The following is a 14,218-nucleotide window of genomic DNA, read 5'->3' on the forward strand; positions in this document are numbered from 1 at the left end:
GAGCTAGATTACATATAAAGCGGAAGCGGCTCGTTTAGAATGTGAGGGGGATGGAGCTCCTGACGTAGAGGCGCTTTTTGCCTCGCAGGAAGGCGCGAAGCCACCGAACATTCTTGCCGCTGGAGCTAGATTACATATAAAGCGGAAGCGGCTCGTTTAGAATGTGAGGGGGATGGAGCTCCTGACGTAGAGGCGCTTTTTGCCTCGCAGGAAGGCGCGAAGCCACCGAACATTCTTGCCGCTGGAGCTAGATTACTACAAAATTAAAAAACCGCCAATTGGCGGTTTTTTAATTTACCTTTTGCTCATTTTCCATTTCCCATAACTTTTCAAAAAATGGCTGTCCTTTTACGAGACGCTCGCATAATTGTTCGTGCTTATCAGACCAGCCAGCTTTCGCTTCATCATACAGCTTAGCCCAAATATCTTCAAATTCCATATGTTGAACCATTCCATATGCTGATGGATCCCACTCTGTGAACCAATAGCGAATTTCTGCTGTGTTTTTCGTTGTATGTAATTGATCTAACGCCATAAATAATAATTGTTTTAGCTGTCTTTCTTTACGAGTCAAGCCATTCATAATGAAAGGCGATGGTGATAAAATATGATGTTCTTTTTCTGTTTCTTCTACTTGGAACTCATACTTTTCTGCTTGTACGTTTTCTACCATCTCATATACCATCTGCTCTTGACGTGGTATAAGTCTACTTTTGCGAATTGGTACATTGTAACCAATTGTGTCAATGGCAATAATGCCTTTCCCATCTGTAACAACAAAGCAATACTCTTGCTGCAAACGTTCATGATTTTTACGAATATAAGCCTTATGATGTACGTCTTCCAGCATTTTTTGCGGAAGCTCTAACAATTCGTTCTCGATGTAATGATATAATGTGGCATCTACTTTTAATAATGGCACTTGATCTAATAGCTCAATCGTATCATCTTTCCGCCATTCGTAAAAATGACAAACGTTATACCCATTCTCTTCACCTTCAAACCAATTTACCCATACATCATGTAGATATAACATTCACTACCCCTCACTTCACTACTGTTTGTACCAATCATTATGTTCATTTTTGCTTAACTTTATTCCACTTTAGGAAATATATTCTAATTATTATTTTTTCTTCTATTAATACTAAAAAAACAGGAAATAGAACTCCTGTTTTTTTATATATGAAATGTACTTGCTTTATTCAATATTTCTTTTGCATCTATAGATAATAAAGAAAGTGTATCTTCTCCTTCCAAAGTTACACAATCTTTGACAATATGAAATCCAAGCGCATAGCCAAGCATCTTCGGATAAGAGTGAAAGCCATTTAATAAGATGTCATGTTCCCTTGTTCCTCGTTTTATACTTATTCTTTCATGTACAATATTTTTCCAATAATAAATAGCCTCTTCCTTTGAAAGATACGCCGTCCACGGTGCATTGTTTTTTTCTGTATACCTTTCTGTTACTGCTTGTTCAGCTAGCCCTTCCATAATCATCGTATCAAGTAATGTATATTCTGTTTCTTTCGTCTCAATTTGATGTAACCTGCATATGTGATGATATTCATGCGCTAATAACACTTTTAATTCTTCTACCGAATTCCGTCCACATACGAATAAGAAAATAACATGACGCATAGATAATCCAGCCCTACCGTTATACTCTTCTTGTACAGTTCGATTATAGGAATCTGATAATAAAATAAAGACAGGGACATCTGGACCTTTTAACCAGTTTTTCAGTTTATCATACTCCAGGCTCAATTCTTTCCAAATTTCCTTTTCCTCTAATTCTTTAATTTCCTTTTCTCCGCGCATGATCGGGCGATACATCCCTTTTGAAATTAAAAAGCGATACAACCTTTCTTTTGGCAACGGAATATACTTCGTAAATTTCTCACAAAGTTTTTCTGGCCGCCCATAATATAAATGTAGCCATTCAGCTGTTTCAACAATCCCCATCTTTATCCCTCCTTTTTCTTATGTATATGCTACAGGAGAAAAAGGCGTAAAAATAAATAAGGAGTTTTTTCGCAATCTATTACGAAAAAACTCCTTATTTCATCGATTATTTATACGATTTAAATACTAACACTGCGTTATGACCACCGAATCCTAATGAGTTACTTAATACTGCATTTACTTCTTGGTGTCTCGCTTGATTTGGTACGTAATCTAAGTCACATTCTGGATCTGGTGTCTCATAGTTAATTGTTGGAGGAATTACTCCGTCTGTAATTGATTTAATAGAGAAAATCGCTTCAACAGCACCAGCTGCTCCTAATAAGTGACCTGTCATTGATTTCGTTGAGCTAATCGCTACTTTATACGCGTGCTCGCCGAAAGTTTCTTTAATTGCCATCGTTTCATATTTTTCATTCGCATCAGTACTTGTACCGTGCGCATTAATGTAATCAATATCTTCTGGCTGTAGGCCTGCATCAGCTAAAGCTTGACGCATTGCACGCACTCCGCCTTCCCCACCAGGAGCAGGCATTGTAATATGGAACGCATCTCCAGTTGCACCATAACCAGCAATTTCCGCGTAAATGTGAGCACCACGCGCTAATGCGTGCTCTAATTCTTCAAGAATTAAAATACCTGAGCCTTCACCCATTACGAAACCGCTACGGTTTTTATCAAATGGACGGCAAGCCGTTGCTGGGTCTTCATTAAATGTTAATGCTTTCGCTGAGCTAAATCCTGCGAATGCCATACTTGTTAGCGGTGCTTCTGCTCCGCCTGTAATCATTGCATCAGCATCACCACGCTGAATTGCTTTAAATGCATCACCAATTGAGTTTGCACCAGATGCACAAGCCGTTACAGAACAAGTGTTAATTCCTTTTGCTCCTGTTGCGATTGATACTTGACCTGCTGCCATATCTGGAATCATCATCGGCACGAAGAATGGGCTCACGCGGCGTGGGCCTTTCTCAGTAAAAATCTTAAATTGTTCTTCGTATGTTTCCATACCGCCAATACCAGATCCAATCCATACACCAATTCGAGGTCCGTTTTCTTCTGTAATTTCAAGCTTTGCATCTGCAACTGCCATTTTCGCTGCTGCTACTGCATATTGTGTAAAGCGATCCATACGGCGCGCTTCTTTTTTATCAATATATTTCTCGACTTCAAAGTCGTTAATTTCCGCTGCTACTTTTGCTGGAAATAGTTCTGGATCAATTCTTGTAAGTCGCCCGATTCCAGATACACCCTTTTTAATGTTTTCCCACGCTGTTTCAACATCTGTTCCGACCGGTGTAACAGCTCCTAGTCCTGTAATTACGACCCTCTTTTTTTCCATACAAAATACACTCCTTTTTTTCTCTCAGTCCTTATTTACCCCAACGAAGAGCGACTGCTCCCCATGTTAATCCGCCGCCAAAACCAACAAGTATAATTAAATCACCATCTTGAATACGTCCGTTTTGCAATTCCTCTACCATTGCAATCGGAATTGAAGAAGCTGATGTATTACCGAACTTCTCAATCGTCATACTCATTTTTTCTTGTGGTAAATTTAACCTCTCTCTTGCAGATTCCATAATACGAATGTTTGCTTGATGCGGTACTAAGAAATCCACATCTTCTTTCGTAAGACCAGCTTTATCTAAAACGCGAAGACAAGAATCACCAAGTTGACGAACGGCAAATTTAAACACTTCTCTGCCATTCATCATAACATACTCGTCTTGATAAAGGTGCTTGCCGCCACTTCCGTCTGCTCCTAATTCAAAAGATAGAACGCCTTTACCTTCTGAAACGGCTCCCATTACGACAGCACCGGCTCCGTCTCCAAATAGTACTGCTGTATTTCGATCGTTCCAGTCTACAATTTTAGATAGTTTATCACTACCAACTACTAATACGTTTTTATAAGTCCCCGTTTGAATAAATTGCTGCGCTGTAATCATTCCGTACATAAAACCAGCGCATGCTGCACCTACATCCATTGCAGCTGCATGTTTCGCTCCAATCGCTTCTTGAATGACACAAGCAACTGCTGGAAAAGCACGATCTGGTGTTACTGTTGCTACTAAAATAAGATCGATATCCTCTCCGCTAATTCCTGCATCTTCAAGTGCTTTTTTAGAAGCCTCTACGGCCATATATGAAGTATCTATTGTATCATCGGCAATGCGTCTTTCTGCAATTCCCGTTCTCGTACGAATCCATTCATCGGATGTTTCCATTATTTTCTCTAAATCGTGATTTGTGACTACTTTTTCTGGCACATATCTTCCGATCCCTAAAATGCCCACGTTCACATCGCAGCCCTCCGTTTTATATCAATTATTATGACTTGGTACTAATTTTAAAACATAAATGTATTTTTGTCTAGAATATATTTCGCATAAAACAGAAAGCTAACGTATTATTCACGTTATTTTTCATTAAAAGAAATAGAAACATACCTCTCAAATATAAAAAGACTCAAACCGCTTCTGTTCACGGTTCGAGCCTCTCTTCCATCTAAAAAGATGCTTTTTATTCTTTATCTGCTTTTCTTCTAAACTAGAGAGTTCTCCTCACTACCTTTCCTTTATCCTCTTCATATCTCCGTTTTTCCCCCAGGCGAGAATAAAAAAGGCCCTGACCGCTTCCATCCACGGTTCGGGCCTCTCTTCCATCTTAAAAAGATGCTTTTTATTCTTTATCTGCTTTCCTTCTAAACTAGAGAGTTCTCCTCACTACTTTTCCTTTATCCTCTTCATATCTCTGGTTTTCCCCCAGGCGAGAATAAAAAAGGCCCTGACCGCTTCTATCCACGGTTCGGGCCTCTCTTCCACCTTAAAAAGATGCTTTTTATTCTTTATCTGCTTTCCCGAGCTCATAAGCCTCGTTCATAACTTTCATTAACAACTCTAACACCGGCTGTGCCTTCTCCATATCAAGTGCAATTCCATTATCATCTAAAATTGCCTTTGCTTCCGGTAAATGCTTCATTGCGATTTGTAAAAACTGCATGCTTTTTTCGTTCATATTATACTCTTCCTCTCCATTAAAACTTTCACATACAATAGTGTAACACGCGTACTACCCTTCGTATAACTCTTTATATTTTTTCATGTGTGCCAGTTGCTTATTTAAACCGTATTCTAACGGAGTATTTCTTTTTATCGAAATTACTTCGATAGCCTCATCTCTTACTTCGCTATTATTTTTATTTACTTTATCATCCGCGCGTAAAAGATTCATGCCTTTTTCCCATAATGACTGTTTACCACTAAGTAAATTGTATATACCAAGATGCGCCCCGTTCGTTCCATGTTCCCATAAGTATTCACATACATCTTCAACGTAAAGTAAATCATTCCCCTTTTCCTCAATCGTACAACGGCACTCTTTTTCAACTAATTCTGATAAAATAAGCTGATGAAACATCATAAAGGACGGTTGCCACGGTCCATATAATGTTGGAACTCGAAATACACTATATTGTAAATTCCCTTTTTTCAATCCTTCTTCTACTTTCAAAAATAGGCGCTTATTTTCGGATTCATCTGTACTTCCTACTTCAATAGAAGAAATTAAATTTAACTTCACTTTTTGTTCTTCACACATTCTTATAATTCGCTTTAAATATTGTAATATGACTCTTTCATTCCGAAATCCACTTTGCTGATTTGGCTCATATAAGCAAAAGTAAACAGTATCGAATCTCTCTTCCTCAACCGATCTCCATCCATCTTCATCTCTTATCGAATAATACGTAAATAACGCATTTCGCCCAATTAATAATAACTTCTCTTCATTAATTTTGGTCATACTATCGAATTCATCAAAATCAAGACCATAGACTTCCACTTCTTCTGCAATCATTTTATTTACAAGGTGATAACCTACAAACGTAAGTGCACCTATTATCAGCACGCGTTCCATACCACCAACCCTTTCCCTCTGAAACAAATAGCTCCTCATTTATGTATATGGGAGCTTCATAATTCTTCTTCATATTTTTTAAAGAAATCGGTCGTTTGCCTAACCATTTTATATTTCACATCTTGCAGATGGAACAAGACAGAAGTATCACATTGATTTAGTTGCCTCATTTTCTCATATCTACGCAACTGCTGTTTTCTTCCTCTTTTTTCTTGTGTTGATACGAAAATTTTGACAGGTACACAAGATGGAAGAAGCGTAAATGATTTCTTATTTATTTTTAATTCTAATTCTTCTTCTTTGGAATCATACGCCAAACTTAATTCCTTCACCAGTCTCTTGTAAAAAAACTTATGCTCTTTCTCAAACTCCACATATTCTGGTAAATCTAAACACGGATTTAACATAATGACAGAGCGTATACACTCAGGATATTTGTTCATCATTTCAAGTGCTACAAGTGCTCCCATACCATCTGCCATAATGTGCATTTTCGCATTCAATGTCTCTTTTCTCAACACAACGTCATATAAACGTTTTGCTAGACGAACAGATTGGTCGTTTCCCCAATGTCTTCCGTATAAATTAGAAGAAAAGACAGTGTAGCCTTGCTCAATAAGGCCATGTAAAAAATAAGATCTACCCGCATGCTGTGTCCATAAACTTGTACCATTCTCAATAAAGTAGTTGTAATCACCAAGAAGCATTACAGAAAATCCATTTGGCTTCTCCGGTAAATAAATGACACATGGTTCTTTTTCTAAGTAAAAAAAACGTTCCGTAATACTCATTTTTCCCCCGCCTTATTTTCTAAACATATAAAACCACTCTTTTATAATGTATGAACGGAATGCAAATTTGCGTTGAAAAATCTACAAATATTTTTCTATATTCTTTTTTCAATTGTGTTACAATAAGGACAGATTGAACGAATAGAGGTGTAAAATATGCGTTTCATTTGGGCATTAATTTGGTCGTTCTTACTTGTACATATGATGAGCTATGTAATCGGCTCTATGACTGGTGGTACATACGACTTTAACCAAGCGTCTATTTTCTCAGTTGTTCTTGCTGTGTTAGTACTCGCAATTTCAGCTGCAATTCCAAACGAGCCAGTAGAACAACACTAAAAAAAAGAGTCCGGATTTTATCCGAACTCTTTTTTTATTTTTATTTCACATGAACGACTAATTCGTTATTTTCTACATCAACAACTACGTGACTATTGTCAGTAATTGTTCCTGCAATTAATTCTCGTGCTAATTTCGTTTCCACTTGACGTTGTACGTATCGTTTTAATGGACGAGCTCCGTACATTGGGTCGAAACCAGCTTCCACAACAAATTCTTTTGCTGCATCTGTTAATTCTACTGTAATGTGACGGTCAGCTAGACGACCTTGTAGTTCTTTTACAATTTTATCAACAATGCTTTTAATTTCATTCGTTGTAAGAGGTTTGAATAAAATAATTTCATCAACACGGTTTAAAAATTCAGGGCGGAAATGTCCTCTTAATTGTCCCATTACAAGGTCTCTTGATTCCTCTTTAATCGAACCATCTTCTTCTAATCCATCTAGTAAATGAGCAGATCCGATATTTGAAGTCATAATAATAACTGTATTTTTAAAGTCCACTGTACGACCTTGCGAATCTGTAATGCGCCCATCATCTAACATTTGTAATAAAATGTTGAATACTTCTGGATGTGCTTTTTCAATTTCATCTAATAAAACAACGGAATATGGTTTACGTCTTACCGCTTCAGTTAATTGACCACCTTCCTCATATCCTACATATCCAGGAGGTGCACCAATTAAGCGTGACACTGCGTGTTTCTCCATATACTCAGACATGTCAATGCGAATCATTTGCTCTTCACTATCGAATAAAGACTGGGCTAGCGTTTTTGCAAGTTCTGTTTTACCAACACCTGTTGGTCCTAAGAAGATGAAAGAACCAATCGGGCGGTTCGGATCTTTAATACCAGCGCGAGCACGAAGAACTGCGTCTGACACTAAGCTTACTGCTTCCTCTTGTCCGATGACACGCTCTGATAAGATTTGCTCTAAGCGTAATAATTTCTCGCGTTCACCTTCCACGAGTTTCGCAACAGGAATACCAGTCCAGCGTGAAACAATATCTGCAATTTCTTCTTCACTTACTTCCTCACGTAATAAACGATTTTCTTGTTTATTATGCGCGCCCATTTCTTCCGCTTCTTTTAACTCTTTTTCAATTGCTGGAATTTTTCCGTGACGAAGTTCGGCTGCTTTATTTAAATCGTAATTACCTTCTGCTTCTTCTAATTCACGACGCAGACGTTCTAAATGTTCACGTAAGTCACGAACTTTGTGAATTTCTTCTTTTTCTTTCTCCCATTTCGCTCTCATACCACTTGCAACTTCTTTTAAATCCGATAATTCACGTTGCAATGTTTTTAGACGCTCTTGGCTACCACGATCCGTTTCTTTTCCAAGAGCCGCTTCTTCAATTTCCAGCTGCATAATGCGGCGCGTTACTTCATCTAATTCTGTTGGCATAGAATCGATTTCTGTACGAATTGTTGCACACGCTTCATCAACAAGGTCAATTGCTTTATCAGGTAAGAATCGATCTGAAATATATCGATCTGATAAAACTGACGCTGCTACAATCGCACGGTCATGAATATTTACACCGTGATAAATTTCAAAGCGTTCTTTTAATCCACGTAAAATTGAAATTGTATCTTCAACAGTTGGTTCTTCTGCTAATACTTGTTGGAAACGTCTTTCTAGCGCTGGATCTTTCTCAATATATTTGCGATATTCATCGAGCGTCGTCGCCCCGATACAATGCAGTTCACCACGCGCAAGCATCGGTTTTAACATATTTCCTGCATCCATGGCTCCTTCTGTTTTACCAGCTCCAACTATTGTATGAAGTTCATCAATGAATAATAAAATGCGTCCTTCACTCTTTTTAATTTCATTTAATACAGCTTGCAGACGTTCTTCGAACTCACCACGGAATTTCGCACCTGCTACGAGTGCACTCATATCTAACGCAAAAATCGTTCTATCTTTCAATCCTTCAGGTACATCCTTTTTCACAATACGCTGTGCTAATCCTTCAACGATTGCTGTTTTACCAACACCTGGCTCCCCAATTAAAACCGGATTGTTTTTCGTTTTACGTGAAAGAATACGGATTACACGTCGTATTTCACTATCACGGCCGATTACAGGATCGATTTTCCCTGCTCTCACTTCCGCCACTAAATCACGGCCATATTTTTCTAACGCTTCATAAGTTGCTTCTGGATTTTGACTAGTCACTCTTTGATTCCCCCGAACTGTCATTAAAGACTGTAATAAGTTATCTTTCGTAATATGCAATCTTGTAAATAATTGATTTATATCGCCTTTTTCTTCAGAAAAAGCAAGCAATACATGTTCTACTGAAATGTAATCATCCTGCAGTTTTTCTGCTTCTTTCCCTGCTCTTACAAGCAGTTGTTGCAGAGCGCTCGTTACATACAATTTTCCAACTTCTGCACCGCTCCCCGTTACAGAAGGTTTCTTTTTAATTAAACTTTCTGCACCTTGCTTTAATGCTTCTATATCAACATTCATTTTTTGAAATATACGTACTGCTAATCCATCTTGCTCTTCTAATAATGCAAGTAATAGATGAACAGTATCCACCTCTTGGTGATGATGAGATACCGCTAAAGATTGGGCACTCATAATCGCCTCTTGTGTTTTTGTTGTCATTTGATTTAAGTCCATCTTTACAGCCCTCCAAAAGTTTGACTTTCTTTGACCTTTGATTTGATTATACGCCAACTGACTTTTTTATACAATAATTTTACCTATGTATTTTCAAACTTATTATTTGAAAAAGAAAAAGAGAGCATTCATTATACTGCTAAAAAATACGGTAAATGAAATTACAATGTATAACGACAAAAAAGCCGCAATAATGATTGCGGCTTCTGTTACGGTTTTCTTTTATATGTCCACTGGCGGTTATGATTCGTGTTATCCGGAAACTTTTCACCGGCAGTTAATTTCACCATTTGCGGATCTTTCACCATACTTCCCGTTTCACCAATTTCTACGTAAATGCCATCATTCGGCGCTTTTTGTCCAGAACGAAACCTGCGATTTTGTCCCATCTTCATTCTCCTTCCATGACGTCTTGCCTCATTAGTATATCCATTTTAAAAGAAAGCTTTTCTGTCATGTTTAGGAAACAGTACTACATCTCATTCTTGTACATATATATGAATGACACAAGCGTAAGCAGGGATTTCTTTCCTACTTGTAGAAAAAAAAGAAACCAACCTACTCTAGGCTAGTTTCAAAGGAGAGTCAAACATATACGAGAAGATTACATGTTCATTATATGCCTCATCACACGAGCAATGTAACCCTTTTCACAATTTGTACATAATGAAAGAAACATTGTTTGAACTTTCTAAAAAGATGTTGACTTTTCTTAATTTCCAACGATAAATAGTAGACACCACAGCACTTTGAGACGTAAGATGGATATATAGTGAAATTTCCATCTATGGTGATTCCACCGAGTCTAACCTCTTATTTCTGCATATTAAAAACGGAAATACAGATAGATACAAAAAAATTATTATAAGAGGTGAAATTATGAACAAACAACATTTAATCGCATTAGACTTAGACGGCACTTTATTAACAGACAACAAAATAATTTCCACTCGAACGAAACATACAATTGCAAAAGCAAAGGAACAGGGACATATTGTTGTTATTTCAACAGGACGTCCATTCCGTGCTAGTTACGATTACTATAAAGAACTTGATCTTAACACACCTATCGTAAACTTTAACGGCGCTTACGTACATCATCCTCTTGATTCAAACTGGGGAACACATCACTCTCCTCTTGAGCTAGCAACAGCGCAAGAAATTGTCCGAGCTTGCTTTGATTTTGGCGTAAAAAATATATACGCGGAAGTAATGGACGATGTGTATGTTCGTGAAATTGATGAAGATAAAAAACATATTTTCGAATTCGGCTCTCCTAAGATTTTTACCGGAGACTTATTAAATATTTTAAACGATCATCCAACTTGCTTATTAATTGACGCACATGACGAGCATTCTACTGCAATTCGTCAACATTTAACGGATATGCATGCGGAAGTAATCGACCATAGAAAATGGGGCGCACCTTGGCCGATTATTGAAATTGTGAAAAGCGGATTAAATAAAGCAGTTGGATTACAAAAAATTTCTAGTCATTACAACATTCCACAAGAGCGAATTATCGCTTTCGGTGATGAAGATAATGATTTTGAAATGATTGAATTTGCTGGTCACGGCATCGCAATGGGAAATGCCATCCCTGAATTAAAATCACTCGCAAACCATACGACGTTAACGAACGAAGAAGATGGTATTGCTTTATATTTAGAAGAGGTTCTTGGGTTGTAATCTAAAAATTCCCTACTTATAGTTTCCTGCCAAATGTCCATACTATAAGTAGACGCATGAGACATTGCGTCGATTGTTTTCAGCTAAATAAAGGGGGTTTTTCGAATGGGTAAAAAGAACAAATCAAAACGTTTTATCCAACAAGGAGCCGATGCTGTTATGAAGCATGATGCAAGATTCCCGTACAGAGGTACATTAGCTGAGGCAGAAAAAGCAAGAAGTAACTCTTCTTTTGGAGGGGTTTAAATGGGGAACTTACTATTCCAACAAGCTAGAGATGCTGTTGAAAATGCCGTATCTTGTTCAAGCGGTACTGAGCAACAAGATCTCGTGTATAGAGCAAAAAATGCTTTGCAATCCGCTTACGCAAACTCTTCAACTGCTGAAAAAGTTCAGCTCCGTGAAATGCAAGAGCAATTGCAAAACATCACGAATTTACATTAAAAAAGAGGACCAACTTTGGTCCTCTTTAATCTTTCCGAAACAATCCGAACACCCCAACTGTTTGCAGTATATTTGTAAATGCACCTGGGTCCACTTGTTTAATAATCCTCTCTAATTCGTATAACTCGTAACGGGTAATAACCATCATTAACATTTCTTTATTTTCATTCGTATAAGCACCTGTTGCTGGTATCGTTGTAATCCCTCTTACTAATCGCGAGTGAATCGCCTTTCTTACGTCTGCCCCATTCTTCGTAACAATTAATGCTGTAATCTTTACATGACGAGTATGAATTGCATCAATAATTCTCGTTGATACATATAAAGTCACTAGCGTATACAACGCTTTTTCCCATCCATATACATAGCCAGCAGCGATAATGATAATTGCATTAAAAAAGAAAAAGTATGTACCGACAGGCTTATCTTTTATTTTTGATAAAATCATGGCGATAATATCTAATCCACCTGTAGAAGCACCCCACTTTAAAGCAATCCCTACTCCAATTGCCGAAATAATCCCGCCAAAAATCGCATTTAATATGATATCATTCGAAACCGCTCTAACAGGGATGATCTCTAGAAACAAAGTCATAAATATAACACAAAGAAAACTGAAAAAGGTGAAGGCCTTTCCAACCTTTTTCCACGCTAAAATAACGACAGGAATATTAAATAAGCTAAACAATACTCCCGTAGATATGTGAATCGATAAAAAATCACCTAATATTTGTGATAATAATTGAGACAATCCAGCAAAGCCGCTCGCATACACTTTTGCTGGCGTTAAAAATAAATTCATCCCAATCGCGTTTAATAAACCTGCGATGATTACAACGATTAACTTCTTTATAAGTTCAGTATAATTCAACTTCAAATCCATTTCGAATCCACCTTTACTCTTCATAAATGCACCGCTATACATAGTCTTTACGAAAAAGGAAATGATAAACGTACAACGTTTAGAAATGGAGTTGATACATATGCCACATACGAGTGATAACGACAAAAAAGCACGCGATAATAACGCAAAACGCACACAAAAAAATGAGCAAGAGCAAAAAAATATTCAGCAAGGTAAACGTGCATACTCTAAAAAGACCGATCACCTTTGATTCCATCGTACATCAACAATTATGTTGATGTACTTTTTTACATTTTAAAGGAAAAAAACATTAAAAATTCACTTCATGTTCACTTCTATATTCTACAATAGCGATAACATATTCGGATGAGGTGTTGGCATGAGAGGGAAACATATTTTCATTATTACTGCACTAATAAGTATATTGATGCTATCTGCTTGCGAACAAAAAAATGGCTCAGCTACAGTCGCTACAGCAACAGACTCGACCATTACAAAGGATAACTTCGAAAAACAATTGAAAGATCGTTACGGAAAAGACATGCTATACGAAATGATGGCACAAGACGTCATCACAAAAAAATATAAAGTACCTGATGAAGAGGTAAATAAAGAAGTAGAAAAAGTAAAAAAACAATATGGAGATCAATTCAAAAAAGTATTAGAAAATAATGGTTTAAAAGATGAAGAGGATTTTAAAAATCAAATTAAGTTCAAACTTGCTATGAATGAAGCGATTAAGAAAAGCATTACAGAGAAAGACGTAAAAGACCACTATAAGCCAGAAATTAAAGCGAGTCACATTTTAGTAAGTGACGAAAATGAAGCGAAAGAAATAAAGAGTAAACTAGATGCTGGTGCTTCATTTGAAGAATTAGCAAAACAAGAATCACAAGATCTACTATCAAAAGATAAAGGCGGAGACCTTGGATACTTCAATTCAGGTACAATGGCTCCTGAATTCGAAACGGCTGCCTACAAACTAAATGTTGGACAAATTAGCAATCCCGTAAAATCATCAAACGGTTATCACGTTATTAAATTAACTGATAAAAAAGATTTAAAACCTTACGATGAAGTAAAAAACTCTATTCGCAAAAACTTAGAGGAAGAACGTACTGCTGATCCTGTATTCAGCAAAAAATTGTTACAAGAGGAATTAAAAAAGGCAAATATTAAAATAAATGATAGTGATTTGAAAGATACATTTACTCTTGTTTCTCCGCAAGGAAATTAAAAAAAGCACACCCTTATCTTTTTAGATAAGGGTGTGCTTTTTAATCTTTCATCAATATTTCCAACTTTTTCTTCAAGCTTTTGTAATGCCAATTGATGTGATCTAATTCTATCTCCACTTCAATTAGCGCATCTATTAATTCTTCTTTAGACTGTTGTGAGTTCATAATATTTTCAAGTAATTGTTCGAATCTTTCAGTGCTCTCATATATATCATGTAAATCAACTGCTGCTATTTCGTGTTCTTTTTCAAGGGATAATACCGAGAGACTCTTTATCAATTGTTCCAGTACATTATCTTGCATTTTCGTACCTCTCTTT

17 protein-coding genes are annotated in these 14,218 nt (G+C 37.0%); 6 read left to right on the forward strand and 11 right to left on the reverse strand.

Going from position 1 to position 14,218, the window contains the following annotated elements:
• Window positions 1-289: 289 nt before the first annotated feature.
• From GBN78_RS03945 to GBN78_RS03975, 7 genes are all read right to left on the reverse strand, one after another.
• Window positions 290-1,036: a YjbA family protein gene (locus GBN78_RS03945; RefSeq protein ID WP_050252206.1), complete on the reverse strand. Its 747-nt coding sequence runs from the start codon at window positions 1,034-1,036 to the stop codon at window positions 290-292.
• A gap of 143 nt (window positions 1,037-1,179) precedes the next feature.
• Window positions 1,180-1,968 (reverse strand): DUF2268 domain-containing putative Zn-dependent protease, encoded by a 789-nt coding sequence (locus GBN78_RS03950; RefSeq protein ID WP_000513275.1) that lies wholly within the window; start codon window positions 1,966-1,968, stop codon window positions 1,180-1,182.
• 106 nt (window positions 1,969-2,074) lie between these two features.
• Window positions 2,075-3,313: a beta-ketoacyl-ACP synthase II gene (gene fabF / locus GBN78_RS03955; RefSeq protein ID WP_000412656.1), complete on the reverse strand. Its 1,239-nt coding sequence runs from the start codon at window positions 3,311-3,313 to the stop codon at window positions 2,075-2,077.
• Between the two features lie 31 nt (window positions 3,314-3,344).
• Window positions 3,345-4,277 (reverse strand): beta-ketoacyl-ACP synthase III, encoded by a 933-nt coding sequence (gene fabH, locus GBN78_RS03960; protein ID WP_152126977.1) that lies wholly within the window; start codon window positions 4,275-4,277, stop codon window positions 3,345-3,347.
• 538 nt (window positions 4,278-4,815) lie between these two features.
• Window positions 4,816-4,992: a ComZ family protein gene (locus GBN78_RS03965; protein ID WP_001986215.1), complete on the reverse strand. Its 177-nt coding sequence runs from the start codon at window positions 4,990-4,992 to the stop codon at window positions 4,816-4,818.
• Window positions 4,993-5,046: 54 nt separating this feature from the next.
• On the reverse strand, window positions 5,047-5,919 hold the full coding sequence (locus GBN78_RS03970; RefSeq protein ID WP_001986101.1) for an NAD-dependent epimerase/dehydratase family protein: 873 nt from the start codon (window positions 5,917-5,919) through the stop codon (window positions 5,047-5,049).
• A 29-nt stretch (window positions 5,920-5,948) separates the two neighbouring features.
• Entirely contained in the window at window positions 5,949-6,683 is a 735-nt protein-coding gene (locus GBN78_RS03975; RefSeq protein WP_000028714.1) for a lipase family protein, read from the reverse strand.
• Window positions 6,684-6,839: 156 nt separating this feature from the next.
• Between GBN78_RS03975 and GBN78_RS03980 the strand changes: the two genes are divergently transcribed.
• Window positions 6,840-7,022 (forward strand): YjzD family protein, encoded by a 183-nt coding sequence (locus tag GBN78_RS03980; RefSeq protein WP_001211116.1) that lies wholly within the window; start codon window positions 6,840-6,842, stop codon window positions 7,020-7,022.
• A gap of 40 nt (window positions 7,023-7,062) precedes the next feature.
• Here GBN78_RS03980 and clpB read toward each other — a convergent pair whose 3' ends face one another.
• Together clpB and GBN78_RS03990 are read right to left on the reverse strand one after the other, a co-directional pair.
• Entirely contained in the window at window positions 7,063-9,663 is a 2,601-nt protein-coding gene (gene clpB, locus GBN78_RS03985; RefSeq protein ID WP_000365404.1) for an ATP-dependent chaperone ClpB, read from the reverse strand.
• A 209-nt stretch (window positions 9,664-9,872) separates the two neighbouring features.
• Window positions 9,873-10,052 carry a YjzC family protein gene (locus tag GBN78_RS03990; protein ID WP_000531421.1) on the reverse strand — a complete coding sequence of 60 codons (180 nt, stop codon included), beginning with the start codon at window positions 10,050-10,052 and terminating at the stop codon, window positions 9,873-9,875.
• A gap of 490 nt (window positions 10,053-10,542) precedes the next feature.
• Here GBN78_RS03990 and GBN78_RS03995 point away from each other — a divergent pair, with 490 nt between their 5' ends.
• From GBN78_RS03995 to GBN78_RS04005, 3 genes are all read left to right on the forward strand, one after another.
• Window positions 10,543-11,352 carry a Cof-type HAD-IIB family hydrolase gene (locus GBN78_RS03995; RefSeq protein WP_001041232.1) on the forward strand — a complete coding sequence of 270 codons (810 nt, stop codon included), beginning with the start codon at window positions 10,543-10,545 and terminating at the stop codon, window positions 11,350-11,352.
• Between the two features lie 105 nt (window positions 11,353-11,457).
• Window positions 11,458-11,598 carry a hypothetical protein gene (locus GBN78_RS04000; protein WP_000516816.1) on the forward strand — a complete coding sequence of 47 codons (141 nt, stop codon included), beginning with the start codon at window positions 11,458-11,460 and terminating at the stop codon, window positions 11,596-11,598.
• Window positions 11,599-11,796 (forward strand): DUF3813 domain-containing protein, encoded by a 198-nt coding sequence (locus tag GBN78_RS04005; RefSeq protein ID WP_000527407.1) that lies wholly within the window; start codon window positions 11,599-11,601, stop codon window positions 11,794-11,796.
• Window positions 11,797-11,821: 25 nt separating this feature from the next.
• Here the strand turns inward: GBN78_RS04005 and GBN78_RS04010 are convergent, their stop codons facing one another.
• Window positions 11,822-12,679: a YitT family protein gene (locus GBN78_RS04010; RefSeq protein WP_000364431.1), complete on the reverse strand. Its 858-nt coding sequence runs from the start codon at window positions 12,677-12,679 to the stop codon at window positions 11,822-11,824.
• A gap of 100 nt (window positions 12,680-12,779) precedes the next feature.
• Here GBN78_RS04010 and GBN78_RS04015 point away from each other — a divergent pair, with 100 nt between their 5' ends.
• Both GBN78_RS04015 and prsA read left to right on the forward strand, forming a co-directional pair.
• A complete protein-coding gene (locus GBN78_RS04015; RefSeq protein ID WP_001120851.1) occupies window positions 12,780-12,911 on the forward strand; it encodes a DUF3941 domain-containing protein in 132 nt (43 codons plus the stop codon).
• Window positions 12,912-13,040: 129 nt separating this feature from the next.
• Window positions 13,041-13,898, forward strand: coding sequence for a peptidylprolyl isomerase PrsA (gene prsA, locus GBN78_RS04020; RefSeq protein WP_001214202.1), 858 nt, complete (start codon window positions 13,041-13,043; stop codon window positions 13,896-13,898).
• Window positions 13,899-13,938: 40 nt separating this feature from the next.
• Here prsA and GBN78_RS04025 read toward each other — a convergent pair whose 3' ends face one another.
• Window positions 13,939-14,202, reverse strand: a complete 264-nt coding sequence (locus tag GBN78_RS04025) for a hypothetical protein (protein ID WP_001153798.1) — start codon at window positions 14,200-14,202, stop codon at window positions 13,939-13,941.
• Window positions 14,203-14,218 lie beyond the last annotated feature (16 nt).

Origin of the sequence: Bacillus sp. B2-WWTP-C-10-Post-4, from assembly GCF_009183805.1 — a bacterium.
GTDB classification, from domain to species: Bacteria; Bacillota; Bacilli; order Bacillales; family Bacillaceae_G; genus Bacillus_A; species Bacillus_A cereus.

Excerpts from the sequence above, each read along its gene's own strand:
- GBN78_RS03945 (WP_050252206.1), bottom strand. The coding sequence starts at position 1,036 with ATGTTATATCTACATGATGTATGGGTAAATTGGTTTGAAGGTGAAGAG.
- GBN78_RS03950 (WP_000513275.1), bottom strand. The coding sequence starts at position 1,968 with ATGGGGATTGTTGAAACAGCTGAATGGCTACATTTATATTATGGGCGG.
- fabF (WP_000412656.1), bottom strand. The coding sequence starts at position 3,313 with ATGGAAAAAAAGAGGGTCGTAATTACAGGACTAGGAGCTGTTACACCG.
- GBN78_RS03965 (WP_001986215.1), bottom strand. The coding sequence starts at position 4,992 with ATGAACGAAAAAAGCATGCAGTTTTTACAAATCGCAATGAAGCATTTA.
- GBN78_RS03975 (WP_000028714.1), bottom strand. The coding sequence starts at position 6,683 with ATGAGTATTACGGAACGTTTTTTTTACTTAGAAAAAGAACCATGTGTC.
- GBN78_RS03980 (WP_001211116.1), top strand. The coding sequence starts at position 6,840 with ATGCGTTTCATTTGGGCATTAATTTGGTCGTTCTTACTTGTACATATG.
- clpB (WP_000365404.1), bottom strand. The coding sequence starts at position 9,663 with ATGGACTTAAATCAAATGACAACAAAAACACAAGAGGCGATTATGAGT.
- GBN78_RS03990 (WP_000531421.1), bottom strand. The coding sequence starts at position 10,052 with ATGGGACAAAATCGCAGGTTTCGTTCTGGACAAAAAGCGCCGAATGAT.
- GBN78_RS03995 (WP_001041232.1), top strand. The coding sequence starts at position 10,543 with ATGAACAAACAACATTTAATCGCATTAGACTTAGACGGCACTTTATTA.
- GBN78_RS04000 (WP_000516816.1), top strand. The coding sequence starts at position 11,458 with ATGGGTAAAAAGAACAAATCAAAACGTTTTATCCAACAAGGAGCCGAT.
- GBN78_RS04005 (WP_000527407.1), top strand. The coding sequence starts at position 11,599 with ATGGGGAACTTACTATTCCAACAAGCTAGAGATGCTGTTGAAAATGCC.
- GBN78_RS04010 (WP_000364431.1), bottom strand. The coding sequence starts at position 12,679 with ATGGATTTGAAGTTGAATTATACTGAACTTATAAAGAAGTTAATCGTT.
- GBN78_RS04015 (WP_001120851.1), top strand. The coding sequence starts at position 12,780 with ATGCCACATACGAGTGATAACGACAAAAAAGCACGCGATAATAACGCA.
- prsA (WP_001214202.1), top strand. The coding sequence starts at position 13,041 with ATGAGAGGGAAACATATTTTCATTATTACTGCACTAATAAGTATATTG.
- GBN78_RS04025 (WP_001153798.1), bottom strand. The coding sequence starts at position 14,202 with ATGCAAGATAATGTACTGGAACAATTGATAAAGAGTCTCTCGGTATTA.